This window comes from Sporosarcina ureilytica, from assembly GCF_001753205.1.
In the GTDB taxonomy this organism is placed as follows: Bacteria; Bacillota; Bacilli; order Bacillales_A; family Planococcaceae; genus Sporosarcina; species Sporosarcina ureilytica.
Window position 1 is genome coordinate 1,287,803 of record NZ_CP017560.1, and the last position, 17,921, is coordinate 1,305,723.

Sequence of the window (17,921 nt, forward strand, 5' to 3'; positions counted from 1 at the left end):
GATGATTCGTGAAATTTTTAAGAGAAATCGTAAACAAAGAGAAACCAAAATACCTTCCAAACAGGCAAAGAACGATGTGCCTGAAGGGATTATGACGAAATGTCCAGAATGTAAAAATATAATCTTAACAAAAGATTTAATACAAATGTTAAAAGTTTGTCCAACTTGTGATCATCATATGCGCATGACGGCAAATGAGCGTGTACAGATGTTATTTGATGAAGGGACTTTTCGTTCACTTGATAATCATTTGAAAACGGAAAACCCACTTGAATTCCCAGGTTATACTGAAAAAGTAGAACAAGATTCGGTGAAAACGGGGCTAAATGAGGCTGTTTTAACAGGTGTGGGTGAAATTAATGGACAACAAGTAGCTGTTGCGATAATGGATTCTCATTTTAGAATGGGTTCTATGGGTTCTGTCGTTGGTGAAAAAATTACCCGTGCTGTTGAGAAGGCAACTGAATTGGGCGTCCCAATCCTTATCTTTACAGCTAGTGGCGGGGCGAGAATGCAAGAAGGTGTTTTATCGCTGATGCAAATGGCGAAAACGAGTGTTGCACTTAATCGCCATGCCGATAAGGGACTATTATTCGTGTCGATCATGACTTATCCAACAACTGGTGGTGTATCGGCAAGTTTTGCTTCTGTAGGGGACATTAATCTTGCGGAACCGAAAGCACTTATTGGATTTGCTGGTAGACGTGTTATCGAACAGACGGTTAGAGAGAAACTGCCAGAAGATTTTCAAACAGCTGAGTTTCTTCTTGATCACGGTCAGCTTGACGCGGTCGTGCACCGTGAGGATATGAAGGAAACGTTATCAAAGGTTATCCGACTTCACGTAAAGGAGGCGAAATAAAATGGGGAAAACTTTATCATTTGAAGAGCCGATTGTGAGGCTACGTGAAAAAATTAATGAACTCGAACAGTTTACCGCAGAATCATCCGTAGATTTATCTGATGAAATCGAGACGTTGAAAAGTCGTTTGAAAAACTTAGAAAAAGAAATTTATGGCAATATGGAAACTTGGGATCGCGTTCAAGTTGCTAGACATCAACAAAGACCAACGACGCTTGATTATATACAAGAGCTGTTTGAAGATTTTATTCAACTTCATGGCGATAGAAATTTTGGTGATGACGAAGCCATCGTTGGTGGAATTGCATCATTTAATTCTCTACCCGTGACGATTATTGGTCACCAAAGAGGGAAAGACACAAAAGAGAACGTAAGACGAAATTTTGGAATGCCACATCCAGAAGGTTATCGTAAAGCGTTAAGGCTCATGAAACAGGCAGAGAAATTTAATCGACCTATTATTTGTTTTATCGATACAAAAGGAGCTTACCCAGGAAAAGCAGCAGAAGAACGAGGGCAGAGTGAAGCCATCGCACGGAACCTTATTGAGATGGCAGGATTAACAGTTCCTGTAATTTCAATTGTCATCGGTGAAGGCGGAAGTGGTGGCGCATTAGCTTTAGGCGTTGCGAATCATATTCATATGCTAGAGCATTCTACGTATTCTGTCATATCTCCTGAAGGAGCCGCTTCCATTTTGTGGAAGGATGCAAGTTTATCAAAACAAGCTGCAGAAGCGATGAGGATTACTGCACCGCATTTGAAGGAAATGGGGATTATCGATGAGATGATACCTGAAATCCTCGGTGGAGCTCATCGTGATCCAAAAGCGCAAGCTGTTAAAATCGGTCAAACTATTCGCCGTTCTTTGGACGAGCTTGGAAAATTATCGAACGAAGAAATCGTCCAAAATCGATATGATAAATTTAGACAAATTGGTATATTTACTGAATAGTTTTTGCGGAAATTCAGTTTGCGATTGACTATATGCGAATTGGAGAGATCATTGTGAAGATAGCTGTATTAACTAGCGGCGGCGATGCACCGGGTATGAATGCGGCGGTGCGTGCAGTAGTCCGAAAAGCAATCTATGAGGGATTTGAGGTGGCCGGGATTTATAATGGTTACCAAGGATTAATTGACGGGAAAATTGAGAAAATGGAGCTCGGCACGGTCGGGGATATTATTCACCGGGGTGGCACGATGTTACGTTCCGCTCGATGTCCTGAATTTCGCGTACCTGAAGGACGTGAGAAGGCGCTTGATCAATTAAAAAAACATCAGATTGAAGGCATAGTTGTCATAGGTGGCGATGGATCATTTAGAGGTGCTTATGAATTAACTAAACTAGGAATTCCATGTGTTTGTGTTCCGGCAACCATTGATAATGATATTAAAGGAACAGATTTTACCATTGGTTTTGACACGGCGTTGAATACAGTCATTGATGCAATTGACAAAATTAGAGATACCGCTACTTCCCATGAAAGAACGTTTATCATTGAAGTAATGGGACGCGACGCAGGGGATCTTGCACTTTGGGCAGGTCTAGCTGGTGGAGCAGAAACAATTTTAATCCCTGAAGAGAAAGCTGAAATACCGGATATCATTGAACGACTTGAAAGCGGTGCGGGTCGTGGAAAAAAACATAGTATTATTGTTGTTGCGGAAGGGGTTATGTCTGCCAACGACTTAGCGACAGTATTAGAAATACAAGCCAATATCGAAACACGGGTATCCGTACTTGGACATATCCAACGCGGTGGTTCACCGTCAGGACGCGACCGAGTGATTGCAAGTCAATTTGGCGCAAGAGCCGTTGAAGTGTTAAAAGAAGGTCGTGGAGGCGTTGCGATTGGTATACAAAATCACAAAGTGGTAGACTACGACTTACAATGTGTTTTTGAGGGCTCCGAACAACTAGACGTTAGCATGTATCATTTATCAAAACAACTGTCTATTTAAATGAAAATGCTTTTACATAGCGAAGAGGGGATATACTGATGAGAAAGACGAAAATCGTATGTACAATAGGACCAGCAAGCGAATCCGTTGAAGTGCTGGAAAAATTAATGGATGCAGGCATGAACGTGGCGCGATTGAATTTTTCACATGGCGACCATGCAGAACATAAGGTACGTATTGATCGAATTAACGAAGTGGCACGTAGAAAAGGAAAAATTGTTGGTATTTTACTTGATACGAGAGGTCCTGAAATCCGAACACATTCAATGAAAAATGGTCGGGTCGAAATTATTGCAGGACAAAAAATTGATGTTTCTATGAATGAAGTTGAAGGAACAGAAGAGGTTTTTTCAATTACATACAACAAACTAATTGAAGACGTAAATGAAGGTTCTACGATATTATTAGACGATGGACTGATTCAATTAGAGGTAACGGGAACAGATATGTCACGCGGTTTAATACATACACTAGCTGTGAACTCAGGTGTCCTGAAAGATAGGAAAGGTGTTAACGTACCGGGCATTCAAGTCCAGTTGCCAGGTATGACTGAGAAGGATGCGGAAGATATTCTTTTTGGTATTCAAGAAAATGTAGATTTCATTGCTGCATCATTTGTCCAAAGAGCTTCTGATGTCATGGAAATCCGAGGTTTACTTGAAGGAAATGGCGGAGAAGACATCCAAATTATTCCGAAAATCGAAAATGAACAAGGTGTCGAAAATATCGATGAAATTTTAACGTTGTCAGATGGTTTGATGGTCGCACGTGGTGACTTAGGCGTTGAAATTCCAGCTGAAGAAGTTCCGCATATTCAGAAGCAATTAATTGAAAAATGTAACCAAGCTGGAAAACCTGTAATTACTGCGACGCAAATGTTAGATTCAATGCAACATAATCCACGTCCAACTCGTGCCGAAGCGAGCGACGTTGCAAATGCCATCTTAGATGGATCAGATGCAATTATGCTCTCTGGTGAAACAGCTGCTGGACAATATCCAGTTGAGTCTGTCGAAACAATGGATAAAATTGCGAGACGTGCGGAAGAATCTTTTGATTACCGTTCACTTGTGTCCACAAGACGTCGTGAAAAACATGGAAATATGACGGAAGCAATTGGCCAATCAGCCGCTTACACCGCGCTTAACTTGAAGGTTAAAGCAGTGCTTGCACCAACCCGTAGCGGTCAAACAGCTAAAATGATTGCGAAATATCGCCCTGGCTGTCCAATTATTGCACTGACGGCATCAGAAAAGTTTTCTAAGAAGTTATCTCTTGTGTGGGGCGTATACCCGATAATTGGTAAAAATGTTAAAACAATTGATGAGTTAATACAAAATTCGGTTGAAGAAAGTGTAAAGCATGAATACGTAAGCCATGGTGATGCTGTAATTATTACAGCAGGTGTACCTGTAGGTGAGGTTGGTACAACGAACTTAATGAAAATTCATGTAGTCGGAGACTTACTCGTTCGTGGACAAGGGATTGGCAAAACAGTAGCAATTGGAAGAGCGATTGTTGCAAATACTGCGGATGAAGCAATGTCATACAATACGACTGGTGCAATCTTAGTTACAAAAGGTTCTGACCGCGACATGATGCCTGCTATTGAGAAGTGTGCAGGACTCATTACAGAAGAAGGCGGATTAACAAGTCACGCAGCTGTTGTCGGCTTAAGTCTTGGGATTCCTGTTATTGTTGGCGTTAAAAATGCAACAACGATGATTCAGCACGGTAGTAAAATTACGATGGATGCTGAATCCGGCGTTATTTATAATGGCCAGGTAAACATGTCATAAAGTACTTAACAATAATCTAAAAAAGTTACGATTGTAAAACAAAAAGACTACTTGCGCCGAAATGCAAGTAGTCTTTTTAGGAGGTTCTTCATAATGAAATGGTTAGTTTTAGCGTTTATTCTCGTACCAACTGCCGAACTTGCTTTGCTAATATACTCTGGGCAGCTTCTGGGCTTTTTTCCTACAATAAGTTTAATTATTTTAACAGGATTTCTAGGGGCTTATTTGGCCAAAAAACAAGGTACAAAAGCTTGGATGGATTTTAACAAGCGTTTAACGAATATGGAAACGCCCGGGGATGCGCTCATCGATAGTGTCTGTATTTTTCTTGGCGGATTATTATTACTTATGCCGGGATTTATGACAGATGTTTTTGGTTTTTTGCTCCTCTTTAAAGGGCCTAGAAACTTAATTCGTCCAGCGATTCACAAATGGCTTTATAAAAAAATGAAAAACAAGCAAATTATCATTCGTTAAATAATGGGTGTTGCTTTACTTTAAGTGCCGCAAATAGTAAAAATGGCGATAGTAATATCCCTACTAATCCAAACGTATAGACTGCGCAAGCTAAAATGATGAATGCATGAATGGGTTTTAATTGAAACGTTGACGCCCACATATAAGATTCGGCAAATTGACGAGTAACGATCGTTACTAAATAAAGTAAGGTGAGCGCAGTCCCAATAAATAGATCACCCGAGTAAAAGAAAAAAACAATCATTGGTATTAAGAAAACACCAATTCCTAGAAATGGCAAACTGTCGGCGAGTGAGATTAAGAGTGCAATTCCAATAGGTGAAGTGAAGCGTAACAATGCGAAACCAATCGATAAAATAATAAATGTGATAAAAATTAACCTTGCTTCTACAAATATAAATGTGCCAATTAACTTACTCGCTTTTGACAAAGTATGTTTCGCTTGTTTTCTAAATTGGACGGGAAAGTAAATTAAGAACCAAAAGCGCTCTTTTCCGGATTCACGTAAAGCAAAAAAGTAAGCAATTAAGAAAATAAATAAACTCATCAGTTGTTGAAATAACTTTTGAATCATCGTAATGGCGTAATCTACTATTGCCTGTCCGTACTCCATGACCTTCTCTTCAAGAAAAGCCAATCCTTGACCGATGATGTCGGTATCCAAATTAAGGGATGCTAAATGATTTTCAATAACAGGAAAGATTTCAATCATCCCATGCAAACCTATATAAAAAAATGCCCCTGAAACTAAAAAGATAGAACTAATGACAAAGAGTGTTGAGAGTGTTAATGGCAACTTTGTGACAGAATATACGGCTTGCAAGAGTGGTGCAGTAAAAAAAGCGGCAATAACGGCTATGGCGACGGGTGGAAATAAATAAATAATTAGCAATGTGAAAATTATCGGAAACCATTTAGTAAATGCCGTCTTTATCAGTTTTTCATTCTTTTTCAAATTAGACATTTAAGTCTCCTTTTTAAGACTTTTTAAACAAAAACATGCATATCCATTCACAAAGATGACAAAGTTGACTATAATGAAATATGTAAGCGTTTTTAAAGACGGTATAACATAAAAGTAGCTGAACAACTATTTTTATAGATTCGAAGAAAAAAAGTTGGTCAAGCTAAAAGAAGGAGCGATTTTCATGACATCTACCCGTGGATTAGAGGGAGTTGTAGCGACACAGTCGTCAATCAGTTCAATTATTGACGATACACTTACATATGTGGGCTATAACATTGACGATCTCGCAGACAATGCTAGTTTTGAAGAAGTAATTTATCTACTCTGGCATAAGCGACTACCGAAAGAGGATGAGCTTGCTGAGCTGAAACAACAGCTATCAGATAATATGTCACTTCCTCAAGAATTTCTTAACCATTTTAAGACGTATCCTATCGACAAAGTACATCCAATGTCAGCATTACGTTCAGCTGTATCTTTACTAGGATTATACGATGAAAAATCGGAAGATATGTCTGACGAGGCAAATTACGCAAAAGCAATTAACTTGCAAGCTAAAATTGCCACGATTGTGACTGCGTTTGCTAGGGTGCGTAAAGGTCTTGAGCCGGTTGCGCCACGTGCAGATCTTGGATATGCAGCAAACTTCCTTTACATGCTATCCGGGAAAGAGCCAGAAGAAATCGAAATCGAAGCATTTGATAAAGCACTTGTTTTACATGCTGACCATGAATTGAATGCATCAACATTCACTGCTCGTGTTTGTGTAGCAACGCTATCCGATATGTATTCAGGTATAACATCGGCAATCGGCGCGCTTAAAGGACCACTTCATGGTGGTGCGAACGAACAGGTAATGAAAATGCTAGCTGAAATAGGTTCGGAAGAAAACGCTGAAGCTTACATTCAAGAAAAATTAGCAAATAGAGAGAAAATCATGGGCTTTGGACATCGTGTTTACCGCCAAGGAGATCCACGTGCGAAACATCTTCGCGAAATGTCAAAGCAGTTAACAAAGCTGCGCGGCGAAGAAAAATGGTATAATATGTCTATCAGAGTTGAAGCAGCGTTTACGGCTCAGAAAAACTTACCGCCAAACGTAGACTTCTACTCAGCATCTGTTTACCATTCACTAGGAATTGACCATGATTTATTCACGCCAATCTTTGCGGTATCCCGCGTTTCAGGTTGGATTGCGCACATTCTTGAGCAGTACGAGAATAACAGATTAATCCGTCCACGTGCGGAATACACTGGACCGGGAATGCAGAAATATATTCCTATTGAAGAACGCTAATATATTAAACAATAAGGGCGGTCCGAAAAGGGACAGCCCTCTGATTTGAATTTTAGGAGGAAATCTTCATGACTATCGGCGAAAAAGTTACAGTTAATAATGGTGTTTTAAATGTTCCAGATCACGTAGCAATTCCTTATATCATTGGTGATGGTACAGGTCCAGATATTTGGAATGCGGCTTCACGCGTTTTAGAAGCGGCTGTTGAAAAGGCATACGACGGCAAAAAGAAGCTAGTTTGGAAAGAAGTGCTTGCTGGAGAGAAAGCATTTAATGAGACAGGCGAATGGCTACCACAGGAAACTTTAGACACAATTGAGGAATACTTAATTGCGATTAAAGGACCTCTTACAACACCAATTGGTGGGGGATTCCGTTCACTGAACGTTGCACTTCGTCAAGAACTAGATTTATATACTTGCGTACGTCCTATACGTTACTTTGATGGTGTACCTTCACCTGTTAAACGTCCGGAAGACTGTGACATGGTTATTTTCCGTGAAAACACAGAAGACATTTATGCAGGTATCGAATATGAAAAAGGTACAGATGAAGTTAAAAAGTTAGTGAACTTCCTACAAGATGAAATGGGCGTTAAAAACATCCGCTTCCCGGAAACTTCAGGTATTGGGATTAAACCAGTATCAGAAGAAGGAACTAAACGACTTGTGCGCGGTGCAATCAACTATGCACTTAAAGAAGGTCGTAAATCAGTAACGCTAGTTCATAAAGGAAACATTATGAAGTTCACTGAAGGAGCATTCGCAACTTGGGGGTACGAAGTTGCTGAAGAAGAATTCGCAGATAAAGTATTTACGTGGAGACAGTACGACAAAATTAAGGAAGCTGAAGGTACTGAAGCTGCAAACAAGGCACAAGACGAAGCTGAAGCAGCTGGTAAAATTATTATCAAAGAAGCAATTGCAGACATTTTCTTGCAGTTAATCTTAACTCGTCCAAAAGAATATGATGTTGTTGCAACAATGAACCTAAACGGAGACTATATCTCTGATGCACTTGCTGCTCAAGTAGGTGGAATCGGAATTGCACCAGGTGCTAACATTAACTATGACACTGGACATGCGATTTTCGAAGCAACACACGGAACAGCACCTAAATATGCTGGAAAAGACGTTGTAAACCCTTCTTCAGTTCTACTTTCAGGTGTATTAATGCTTGAACATCTAGGCTGGAACGAAGCGGCTAAAATGATTGAAGACTCTATCGAGAAAACAATTGCATCTAAAGTTGTTACTTACGACTTTGCTCGTTTAATGGACGGTGCAACTGAAGTGAAAACTTCTGAATTCGCAGATGCATTAATCGAAAATCTATAAAAGACGAATCAACGGAGTGACGCACTATGTCACGCAGTTGATTTGGCCTATGACTCAAGCATCTGGCGCCTGAAGCTAGATGTATCAAAAGCTGAAGGCGCCGTTTAGATGCGACAAGCATAAGACGAAACAACGTAGTGGCGCTCTTTGCCACGCAGTTGATTTGACTTATGACTCGAGCATCTGGCGCCTGAAGCTAGATGGAAAACTTGTAAACAAGTAAAATTTCCATGTGGTCATGATTTAATAGTTTTTTAATCCAATAAAAGAGTGGCGAAAAATTGCCATTTACGATAAGCTATACACAAAGAAGACGTGAGGTTTACCTCACGTCTTCCTACATAATGAAGAAAAAAGGAGAGTATCTGTCATGACGATGAAACGTAAAAAAGTCTCAGTAATCGGTTCTGGATTTACAGGTGCAACGACAGCATTTCTACTTGCGCAAAAAGAGCTTGGCGATATTGTGCTCGTAGACATTCCACAAATGGAGAATCCAACTAAAGGAAAGGCACTAGACATGCTTGAAGCAGGTCCTGTACAAGGATTTGATGCGAACATTATCGGTACTTCAGATTATGAAGACACAAAGGATTCCGATATTGTCATCATCACTGCTGGAATTGCACGTAAACCTGGCATGAGCCGTGATGACCTCGTTCAGACGAACCAGAAAGTCATGAAAGCAGTAACAGGTGAAATTGTGAAATATTCTCCGAATTCAACAATCATAGTATTAACGAATCCAGTGGATGCAATGACATACACGGTATATAAAGAATCTGGATTCCCTAAAGAGCGAGTGATTGGTCAATCAGGCGTACTTGATACTGCACGGTTCCGTACGTTCGTTGCCCAGGAGCTAAACCTATCTGTCAAAGATATTACAGGCTTTGTATTAGGTGGACATGGCGATGATATGGTTCCTCTTGTACGCTATTCCTATGCAGGCGGGATACCTTTAGAAACATTAATTGCGCCTGAAAGATTAGAAGAAATTGTGGACCGAACGCGTAAAGGCGGAGCAGAAATTGTGAACTTGCTTGGTAATGGGTCTGCATATTATGCACCGGCAGCAGCCCTTGTCGAGATGGCTGAAGCCATTCTAAAAGACCAAAAGCGCGTGTTACCATCCATCGCTTATTTAGAAGGCGAATATGGTTTGAATGGTATCTATTTAGGCGTTCCGACAGTACTCGGAGCAGGTGGAATTGAAAAGGTCATCGAGCTAGAACTGACGGAAGCTGAAAAAGAAGCATTGTCAAAATCCGCGGATTCTGTAAAAGCCGTAATGAATGTTCTTGTATAATCAATCATAGATTGATTAGAAAATATATGAGCGTGAAAAATTTTAAGGGATCGGGTAGCTGGGCTACTCGATTTTTTGTTATAATTGAGAATAAGTAAAGCATTGAATGATAATTCTTATCGTAAGCAGTTGATACTACTAAAACATTGTATTCATAAATGTTTTTTGAGGAGGAATTTAGTTGATACTTGGCAAAAAAAGACGTCTAGGCAGAAAAATTGAGGATATATCCATAGGGGAAAAGTTGAAATTGACAGAAAAGATAGAGGATAAGGATTTGCTTCTGTACTTAGGGTTAACAAATGATAGCAATCCATTATATATTCAACATGATTTTGCTTCTCAAACAACTTATGAAAAACCTATTGTGCCTACAATTATGTTAGCTGGTATCGTTACGTCTGCTGCGTCAAAATATTTACCAGGACCAGGTTCTCATGTTATTGAGGAACGTCTAAAATTTCCAATACCAGTGTATCATTATGAAACAATTCACTTTTTGTTGGAAGTATCTGAAGTGAGAATAGATGAAAATACCATTGTTATTCAAATAGAGGCTTGTAATGAAGAGGATGAAGTAGTTATAACTGGTTATATGAAAGTCACTCCACCAAAAGTACTTAATCGGTTAACTGCTGATGCGATGGATAATTTTTAATAAGTTGCAATTGCTTATTACGTTATTACGGAAATCAACATCGTTCGGAATTTATTGCAGTCAGGTTAATTTTGAAATTGATTGAATAGAATTGACTATAACAACAAGTGAAGATAATTGATTGAAGGTAGGGATAATGAGTGGCTGTTGATAAACTCAAAATACTAATTGTGGATGACGAGCAATCCATTCGTACATTGCTCGATTATAATTTAACACAAGCAGGTTATGAAACATTAATGGCTACTGAAGGCGAGGAAGCAATTCGTAAAGCTGAGAATGAAAAGCCAGATCTTATTTTATTAGATTTAATGCTTCCTAAAGTAGATGGGATAGAAGTATGTAAAACGTTACGGAAACGTCATATTAATATTCCAATAATCATGCTCACGGCAAAAAGTGAAGAATTAGATAAAGTGCTAGGATTAGAAATTGGGGCCGATGACTATATGACGAAGCCATTTAGCCCTAGAGAAGTGATGGCGCGCGTTAAAGCAGTTTTACGGAGAACAACGACTGCGACAGATTCAATTAATAATGATGAAGTCTTAACTTCAGGTCCTCTAACGATTTATTTAGAGCAATATGAAGCTTACTTGTCTGATAGAAAATTAGAGTTCACACCAAAGGAATTCGAATTACTCGTTTACTTTATACAGAATAAGAATCGAGTCCTTTCACGTGATACTTTGTTAAGCGCCGTTTGGAACTATGATTTTGCGGGTGATACGCGGATTGTAGATGTGCATGTAAGCCATTTGAGGGATAAAATAGAAGAAAATAGTAGAAAGCCGATGTTTATTAAAACGGTACGTGGAATCGGGTATAAGTTTGAGGAGTGACGTCATGTGAAAGGGTTATATAGCCGTCTCGTAGGTGCATATGCGATTCTCATTGGAATGCTTTTAACTGGTCTAGGCATTGTACTTGGCCAGTTTTTTCCATTGTTTTATAAAAATTTAGACGACCCAACATTTAATCAATATTTACTGTATTTAATCATTATTCTTTTCGTTGCATTTTTACTTTCGATGATCATTTCAATGAGACTATTATTGAATTATGCGAAGCCAGTGGATGACATTACGTCGGTTGTGACTAAAATTTCAAAAGGACAGCCAGTCGAATGGGCGAATCATCCGTATCTTCATTTTTATGAGGATGACCTTTCTATCGCTGTAAAAGAGATTTCTGAGACGATGGAGAAAATGTCTACGAAACGTAGCGTAGAAAAGGACCGATTAAAAACGCTAATTGAAAGTATGGGAAGCGGTTTATTGATGTTCGGACGCGGCGGGGCGGTTAGCCTTGTAAATGGGATGTTCCGAAAAACTTTTGGGTTTGAAGATGTAGAGATTATTGGCAGAACGGTTAATTCAATTGGATTACCAACTGAAATTGAAGCGTTAATTGAGGAAGTCTTTATGACGGAACAAGGACAAGAAACCCGGTTTTCTACAGAGGTTGAGGGGAAATCAGCGACCTATAGTGTGTACGGAGCGCCAGTGATTGGAAACCACGGGAACTGGCTTGGAATCGTAGTTGTGATTCATGATATAACGGAACTCATCCATTTGGAGGAGGTTAGAAAAGATTTTGTTGCAAACGTTTCGCATGAACTAAGGACGCCCGTGACATCAATTAAAGGATTTGCCGAAACTTTACTAAGTGGAGCGATGGAAGATAGAGAAGTTAGAAAGAATTTTCTTGAAATTATTCATAAAGAAAGCGAACGATTACATTCATTGATTGACGATTTACTCGTTTTATCTGGTGTGGAAAGGGCCGAGTTTAAGCTAGAATTTACTGATGTTCATGTAAATAGAGTGATTGAAGAAGCGATTCAACTTGTTTCCGTAACGGTTAAAGAGAAAAATATGAAGATTATCTTTCAACCATCTTCAGAAATTGTGGTAGAAGGAGATGCAGGCCGACTAATTCAAGTTCTTGTGAATTTATTGTCAAACGCGCTCGCATATTCCCAAGAGGGGAAAGAAGTTAGAGTATGCATAGAGAAAACTCGCGAACAAGTCATTATCATTGTAGAAGATGAAGGAATAGGCATTGAAGCTTCACAATTACCACGGCTATTTGAACGTTTTTACCGAGTAGATCAAGCGAGAAGTCGGGAATCTGGTGGGACTGGTTTAGGGCTTGCAATCGTTAAGCACCTGATAGAAGCACATAACGGTTCAGTTGAAGTATACAGTAAACCTTCCGTCGGTACGGCCTTTTACGTGAAGTTACCAATCAAGCAAGAATAAGTGAATCTAATGCCTAGATTCTTATAGAGGAAAGAAGAGGGAGAGTAAAATCTTTTCCTCTTTTTTTTCGGCAATTGCCCCTTAATGTAAAGGGAAGAACGAACGTTGTGTTCGAGTTTATGAGGAGTATTTGAATTAAAAGGTTTTGAAATAGATACATATAATAAAATCTAGAAAAATATGAAACTTTTGGAGTGATGGAACGTACAAGAGTGGGTATTATTTAAGGGGGAGAAGCGTAATGAGTGTTAAACGTATTTTAACGATTATTGGAATGGCGCTAACGGGGCTCATTCTTATCATTATTGGTTTTACAACTTGGTACACGGTTGATGAATCAGAACAAGCGGTTGTCATTACATTTGGACAGGCGAATTCAACTGTTACCGATTCGGGGTTACATTTTAAGTTACCATGGCCTATTCAACATGTAGAAGTTTTATCGAAGGAAACATACAGTATGAAATTTGGCTATAAGCAAGATGAAAGTGGAGAACTCGTGTCTTATGATAAAGAGACAAAAATGATTACAGGTGACGAGTATATCGTCCTTACTGATCTAGTCGTGCAATGGAAAATCACAGAGCCAGAAAAGTTTTTATTTCATTCAGAAAGTCCAGAAGAGATCTTACATGATGCAACTTCTGCCTCAATTCGCTCGGTCATTGGTAGTTCAACAATCGACGCGGCTTTGACAGATGGAAAAGCTGAGATTGAAGCGAAAACAAGAGATTTACTTGCTACTTTAATGGATAAGTATGATATCGGTGTCATTATTCAAGGTGTGAATTTACAAGATGTAGAGTTACCGAATGCGGACGTACGGGCTGCATTTACCTCAGTAACAGATGCAAGAGAAACTAAGAATACGAAAATAAATGAGGCAAAAAAATATGAAAACCAAAAGCAGAACGAAGCAGCAGGGGAACGTGATGCGATTAAATCGAGAGCGATCGGACAAAAGACTGCTCGAATAGAACAAGCGCATGGAGACGTGGCACTTTTTAAAGACTTACATGCGGAATATGAAAAAAATAAAGATATTACACGTCAGCGTCTCGTGCTTGAAACCCTTGAAAAAGTACTGCCAAATGCGAAGATTTATATTATGAATGATAACGGGGAAACATTAAAATATTTACCGTTACAACAACTTGAAAGTCATTCACAAACTCCACCACCACTAGAAAAAAATGAAAAGAAGGAGGACCAAAATGACTAACGATAAAAATCCATTTAAAAGTATAGAAGAAAAGTTTATGGAAAAACAACGGGCAAAACAAAAAAAGAGAAAGAGTTCGAATGACCCGGATAACACAGTTAAATTTAACGGTCCTTTTCAGATTAAAAAATATGTGAAGCTAACAATTGGTCTTACTGCCGTATTTGCAGTGCTCGTTATTCTTTTGGCGAATGTTTTTGTCGTCAAAGAAAATGAGTATCGTGTCGTTCGTCAGTTCGGGGAGATTACACGGATTGTTGATAAGCCAGGGCTTAACATGAAGATACCGTTTATTCAAAGTGTCATGACCTTGCCAAAAAGTCAAATGACGTATAATGTTTCAGAATCAGAAATTAATACAAAAGATAAAAAGAGAATTATTATTGATAATTATGCGGTATGGAAAATTAATGACCCAGTTAAAATGATTTCGAATGCCAGAAATATTGTCAATGCAGAAGGGCGTATGAATGAATTTATTTATTCTGTCGTCCGAACAGAACTCGGTCAACTCGATTATGTAGATGTTGTCAATGATGAAAACTCTTCCCGTGGTAGTTTAAATGATCGTGTTACGGAACGAGTCAACGAGTTACTGGAAAGAGGGAATTTTGGCATTGAATTGGTAGACGTTCGAATCAAGCGTATTGACTTACCAGAGGAAAACGAACAATCGATTTATACGAGAATGGTTTCCGAAAGACAATCAATTGCACAGAAGTATCTATCTGAAGGAGACGCGGATAAGCGTCGAATTGAAGCGGAAACAGATCGAGAAGTACAAGAGATGCTCGCTACTGCAGAGAAGGAAGCAGCACTTATCCATGCGGAAGGTGAAGCAGAAGCGGCAAAAATTTATAACGAAGCTTTTTCTAAAGACCCGGAATTTTATCAGTTGTATCGAACATTACAATCGTATTCCAAGACGATTGGTGAAGACACAATGATCATCCTCCCGGCAGATTCACCGTATGCAAAGATTCTAACGGGTTATATCGAATAACTTGAAGGCTAAGGCCGTCATTTTCATTTCCACTATCGTACATGGTAGAATGGAGAGAAGATGACGGTTTTTACTTTCACGAATTTAAACACTAGTGGTGTATTGACTGATAATGAGGAGTGGAATATATTTGACAAAAAAGAAGATCGTACTGCTTGATGGGAACAGTCTCGCGTATAGGGCGTTTTTTGCCTTGCCGTTATTAACGAACGATCAAGGTATTCATACAAATGCAGTTTATGGTTTTACAATGATGCTGCAAAATATTTTAGAAGAAGAAAAGCCGACGCATATGCTCGTCGCTTGGGATGCCGGTAAAACGACTTTTCGTCATAAAACATTTGAAGAATATAAAGGAGGACGTCAAAAGACGCCATCCGAGCTTTCAGAGCAATTCCCTTATTTACGAAAAATGTTGAAGGCGTATAATATACCACAATATGAACTTGACCAATATGAGGCAGATGACATTATTGGGACATTAAGCCATCAAGGGGACAAAGAAGATTATGAAGTCGTTGTCATTTCTGGTGATAAAGACTTAACACAATTGACGACTGACCGTACAACGGTATTTATTACTAGAAGAGGGATAACCGACACAGAGAAATATACACCAGATCATGTGGTGGAAAAATATGGCATACAACCTCATCAAATTATCGATATGAAAGGACTTATGGGGGATTCTTCGGATAATATTCCAGGGGTTCCAGGAGTCGGTGAAAAGACAGCTTTAAAATTGTTGAAAGAATATGGATCCATTGAGGAAATCTATGCTTCACTCGATAAAATTACAGCGAAGAGGTTAAATGAAAATTTAACAAAATATGAAGAAACGGCATATATGAGTCGTGATTTAGCTACGATTGTTGTAGATGCGCCAATTACCATTTCAATTGATGATCTATCTTATAGCGGTCCAAATATGGACGAGCTCATTAACATTTATCAAGAGTTGAAATTCAATACATTGCTAGAAAAGCTCGGCGGGACTCCAATCGAGGAGAAGCAGGAAGATGTTGAAGTGACAACTGTGACGGAGATAGATGAAAGTCTACTTTCAAATGAAATGGCACTTCATATAGAAATGATGGATGAAAACTATTTGCGGGCGAATATCGAAGGTGTTTCACTTACAGATGATTCAAGGACATTGTATTTGCCATTTGAAGTTGTCCAAAAGTCTGATACATTCCAAACTTGGTTAAAAGACGATACGAAAAAGAAATTATGTACGGACTCTAAAGCTGCACGTGCCTCACTAGCTCGCCATGGAATTGATGTAAATGGCATTGATTTTGATTTGCTTCTAGGCTCTTATATTGTCAATCCGTCAACTTCATCAACAGACGTCGCATCGATTGCCAAACAATTTGGCTATACGAATGTGCAGCAAGATGAAACGGTTTATGGGAAAGGTGCTCGAAAAGCGTTACCAGAAAGCGACGTCCTTGCAGAACATGCTGGGCGAAAAGCTTTGGCGGTTTGGCATCTTCGTACGACAATCGAAGAACAGTTAAAAGAGAATGAACAATTTGATTTATATCATGAACTTGAATTGCCGCTTGCACTCATCCTAGGGAAAATGGAGTCTACTGGGGTAGCTACTGATAAGGAAGCATTAGCGAAGATAGGGACGGAACTTTCTGCAAGAATTACGGACTTAGAAACATTAATTTATGATATTGCGGGTGAAAAATTTAATATTAATTCTCCGAAGCAATTGGGTGTCATTTTATTTGAAAAGATTGGGCTAACACCAATTAAAAAGACAAAAACCGGTTATTCAACGGCGGCTGATGTGCTTGAAAAGCTAGCAAGCGAACATGAGATTATTTCTCATATTTTACTGTACCGTCAACTGGCAAAATTAAATTCGACGTATATTGAAGGGTTATTAAAAGAAATTCATGAAGACGGAAAGATTCATACACGTTTCCAACAAGCTTTGACAACGACAGGTCGACTAAGTTCTATTAATCCAAACTTACAAAATATCCCTGTCCGTTTGGAAGAAGGACGGAAAATTAGAGCTGCTTTCGTTCCTTCAGAGGAAGGTTGGTCACTATTTGCCGCGGATTACTCGCAAATCGAATTGCGCGTACTGGCGCATATGTCGGAAGACGAAAAGTTAATCCAAGCGTTTAAAGACAATGCAGACATTCATAGAAGTACGGCGGCAGATGTGTTTGGTGTCGATGTAGACGAAGTAACCGCCGAAATGCGTGATGCTGCGAAAGCAGTCAACTTCGGGATTATATATGGAATTAGTGATTATGGATTATCCCAAAACTTAAATATTACGAGGAAAGAAGCGGCGCAGTTTATTGATACTTATTTAGCAAGCTTTCCAGGTGTGAAACAGTATATGGATGATATTGTTCAAACAGCAAAGGAACAAGGGTATGTAACGACTTTATTGAATAGAAGACGTTACTTGCCAGAAATTAAGAGTTCCAATTTTAATTTACGAAGTTTTGCTGAGCGTACAGCGATGAATACACCTATCCAGGGAAGTGCCGCGGATATTATTAAGCAGGCGATGATTGATATGGATGCTCGACTTGAAAAAGAAGGATTGCAAGCAAGAATGCTTCTTCAAGTTCATGACGAGCTCATTTTTGAAACACCAGAAGAGGAAATTGAAATACTAGAAAAAATTGTACCAGAAGTGATGGAGGCAGCAATTGCGTTGAATGTTCCATTAAAAGTGGAGTCTTCACACGGAAAATCTTGGTATGATATGAAGTGAGGGAAA

General features: G+C 39.1%; 15 protein-coding genes. 14 read left to right on the forward strand and 1 reads right to left on the reverse strand.

Annotated elements, in window-relative coordinates; all coding sequences use genetic code 11:
- Nucleotide 1 precedes the first annotated feature (1 nt).
- The 5 genes from accD (at nucleotide 2) to BI350_RS06560 (ending at nucleotide 5,103) form a co-directional block, all read left to right on the forward strand.
- A complete protein-coding gene (accD, locus tag BI350_RS06540; protein WP_075527361.1) occupies nucleotides 2–862 on the forward strand; it encodes an acetyl-CoA carboxylase, carboxyltransferase subunit beta in 861 nt (286 codons plus the stop codon).
- A 1-nt stretch (nucleotide 863) separates the two neighbouring features.
- Nucleotides 864–1,817 carry an acetyl-CoA carboxylase carboxyl transferase subunit alpha gene (gene accA, locus BI350_RS06545; protein ID WP_075527362.1) on the forward strand — a complete coding sequence of 318 codons (954 nt, stop codon included), beginning with the start codon at nucleotides 864–866 and terminating at the stop codon, nucleotides 1,815–1,817.
- Nucleotides 1,818–1,867: 50 nt separating this feature from the next.
- The gene (gene pfkA, locus BI350_RS06550) at nucleotides 1,868–2,827 is read left to right on the forward strand and encodes a 6-phosphofructokinase (RefSeq protein WP_075529273.1); all 960 of its coding nucleotides are present in this window, start codon (nucleotides 1,868–1,870) and stop codon (nucleotides 2,825–2,827) included.
- Between the two features lie 38 nt (nucleotides 2,828–2,865).
- The gene (pyk, locus tag BI350_RS06555) at nucleotides 2,866–4,626 is read left to right on the forward strand and encodes a pyruvate kinase (protein ID WP_075527363.1); all 1,761 of its coding nucleotides are present in this window, start codon (nucleotides 2,866–2,868) and stop codon (nucleotides 4,624–4,626) included.
- Between the two features lie 93 nt (nucleotides 4,627–4,719).
- Nucleotides 4,720–5,103: an FxsA family protein gene (locus BI350_RS06560; RefSeq protein WP_082294980.1), complete on the forward strand. Its 384-nt coding sequence runs from the start codon at nucleotides 4,720–4,722 to the stop codon at nucleotides 5,101–5,103.
- Here BI350_RS06560 and BI350_RS06565 read toward each other — a convergent pair.
- On the reverse strand, nucleotides 5,093–6,067 hold the full coding sequence (locus BI350_RS06565) for an AI-2E family transporter (RefSeq protein WP_075527364.1): 975 nt from the start codon (nucleotides 6,065–6,067) through the stop codon (nucleotides 5,093–5,095). The genes BI350_RS06560 and BI350_RS06565 overlap by 11 nt on opposite strands.
- A gap of 184 nt (nucleotides 6,068–6,251) precedes the next feature.
- Between BI350_RS06565 and citZ the strand changes: the two genes are divergently transcribed.
- The 9 genes from citZ to polA all read left to right on the forward strand — a co-directional run bounded on the left by citZ (nucleotide 6,252) and on the right by polA (nucleotide 17,915).
- The gene (gene citZ, locus BI350_RS06570) at nucleotides 6,252–7,367 is read left to right on the forward strand and encodes a citrate synthase (protein WP_075527365.1); all 1,116 of its coding nucleotides are present in this window, start codon (nucleotides 6,252–6,254) and stop codon (nucleotides 7,365–7,367) included.
- Between the two features lie 68 nt (nucleotides 7,368–7,435).
- A complete protein-coding gene (gene icd / locus BI350_RS06575; protein WP_075527366.1) occupies nucleotides 7,436–8,704 on the forward strand; it encodes an NADP-dependent isocitrate dehydrogenase in 1,269 nt (422 codons plus the stop codon).
- A gap of 370 nt (nucleotides 8,705–9,074) precedes the next feature.
- Nucleotides 9,075–10,013, forward strand: coding sequence for a malate dehydrogenase (gene mdh / locus BI350_RS06580; protein WP_075527367.1), 939 nt, complete (start codon nucleotides 9,075–9,077; stop codon nucleotides 10,011–10,013).
- Nucleotides 10,014–10,194: 181 nt separating this feature from the next.
- The gene (locus BI350_RS06585; protein ID WP_075527368.1) at nucleotides 10,195–10,671 is read left to right on the forward strand and encodes a MaoC/PaaZ C-terminal domain-containing protein; all 477 of its coding nucleotides are present in this window, start codon (nucleotides 10,195–10,197) and stop codon (nucleotides 10,669–10,671) included.
- Between the two features lie 140 nt (nucleotides 10,672–10,811).
- The gene (locus tag BI350_RS06590; protein WP_075527369.1) at nucleotides 10,812–11,513 is read left to right on the forward strand and encodes a response regulator transcription factor; all 702 of its coding nucleotides are present in this window, start codon (nucleotides 10,812–10,814) and stop codon (nucleotides 11,511–11,513) included.
- A gap of 6 nt (nucleotides 11,514–11,519) precedes the next feature.
- Nucleotides 11,520–12,935: a two-component system histidine kinase PnpS gene (pnpS, locus tag BI350_RS06595; protein WP_082294981.1), complete on the forward strand. Its 1,416-nt coding sequence runs from the start codon at nucleotides 11,520–11,522 to the stop codon at nucleotides 12,933–12,935.
- Nucleotides 12,936–13,176: 241 nt separating this feature from the next.
- Nucleotides 13,177–14,157, forward strand: coding sequence for an FtsH protease activity modulator HflK (gene hflK / locus BI350_RS06600; protein WP_075527370.1), 981 nt, complete (start codon nucleotides 13,177–13,179; stop codon nucleotides 14,155–14,157).
- Nucleotides 14,150–15,160 carry a protease modulator HflC gene (hflC, locus tag BI350_RS06605; RefSeq protein ID WP_075527371.1) on the forward strand — a complete coding sequence of 337 codons (1,011 nt, stop codon included), beginning with the start codon at nucleotides 14,150–14,152 and terminating at the stop codon, nucleotides 15,158–15,160. The genes hflK and hflC overlap by 8 nt, the downstream gene beginning before the upstream one ends.
- A 130-nt stretch (nucleotides 15,161–15,290) precedes the next feature.
- Nucleotides 15,291–17,915 (forward strand): DNA polymerase I, encoded by a 2,625-nt coding sequence (polA, locus tag BI350_RS06610; RefSeq protein WP_075527372.1) that lies wholly within the window; start codon nucleotides 15,291–15,293, stop codon nucleotides 17,913–17,915.
- Nucleotides 17,916–17,921 lie beyond the last annotated feature (6 nt).

What these genes read in the sequence shown, in the direction of transcription:
- BI350_RS06560 (WP_082294980.1), top strand. Translation starts at nt 4,720, where the DNA reads ATGAAATGGTTAGTTTTAGCGTTTATTCTCGTACCAACTGCCGAACTT.
- pyk (WP_075527363.1), top strand. Translation starts at nt 2,866, where the DNA reads ATGAGAAAGACGAAAATCGTATGTACAATAGGACCAGCAAGCGAATCC.
- icd (WP_075527366.1), top strand. Translation starts at nt 7,436, where the DNA reads ATGACTATCGGCGAAAAAGTTACAGTTAATAATGGTGTTTTAAATGTT.
- accD (WP_075527361.1), top strand. Translation starts at nt 2, where the DNA reads ATGATTCGTGAAATTTTTAAGAGAAATCGTAAACAAAGAGAAACCAAA.
- citZ (WP_075527365.1), top strand. Translation starts at nt 6,252, where the DNA reads ATGACATCTACCCGTGGATTAGAGGGAGTTGTAGCGACACAGTCGTCA.
- accA (WP_075527362.1), top strand. Translation starts at nt 864, where the DNA reads ATGGGGAAAACTTTATCATTTGAAGAGCCGATTGTGAGGCTACGTGAA.
- mdh (WP_075527367.1), top strand. Translation starts at nt 9,075, where the DNA reads ATGACGATGAAACGTAAAAAAGTCTCAGTAATCGGTTCTGGATTTACA.
- hflC (WP_075527371.1), top strand. Translation starts at nt 14,150, where the DNA reads ATGACTAACGATAAAAATCCATTTAAAAGTATAGAAGAAAAGTTTATG.
- BI350_RS06565 (WP_075527364.1), bottom strand. Translation starts at nt 6,067, where the DNA reads ATGTCTAATTTGAAAAAGAATGAAAAACTGATAAAGACGGCATTTACT.
- hflK (WP_075527370.1), top strand. Translation starts at nt 13,177, where the DNA reads ATGAGTGTTAAACGTATTTTAACGATTATTGGAATGGCGCTAACGGGG.